Here is a 430-nt window from a genome sequence, read left to right as displayed (position 1 = left end):
CGATAAACCTTGGCAGCCAAGGCTTGGCGAGTTGGATAGCTGGTTTGACCATCTGCTTGCAACTCTTCTAGGACCTTGGTATAGTCGGCAGGGTCAACGACCACGGTCACGCTGGCGTGATTCTTAGCTGCTGAGCGCAACATAGATGGTCCACCGATGTCGATATTTTCCACAGCATCAGCATAGGTCACATCAGGTTTGAGAATGGTTTCCTTGAAAGGATAGAGGTTAACCACCACCAAATCAATCAGCTCAATACCATTGGCCTTTGCAGCTTCAAGATGGCTGTCCAAGTCGCGACGGGCCAAAAGGCCACCGTGAATAGCTGGATGAAGGGTCTTGACCCGGCCGTCCATCATTTCTGGGAAGCCTGTCACATCGTCAATAGCAATGGTGGCAAGACCTGCCTGGTCCAAGGCCTTCTTAGTCC

At 51.6% G+C, this 430-nt stretch carries 1 pseudogene; it reads right to left on the bottom strand.

The features are described from left to right. Positions 1-430, bottom strand: a pseudogene (gene purH / locus FH871_RS34965) (bifunctional phosphoribosylaminoimidazolecarboxamide formyltransferase/IMP cyclohydrolase); the annotation flags it as partial.

The sequence above is a fragment of the Larkinella sp. C7 genome (genome assembly GCF_006149005.1).
GTDB lineage: Bacteria > Bacteroidota > Bacteroidia > Cytophagales > Spirosomataceae > Larkinella.
This window is presented reverse-complemented; position numbering and strand designations above follow the sequence as displayed.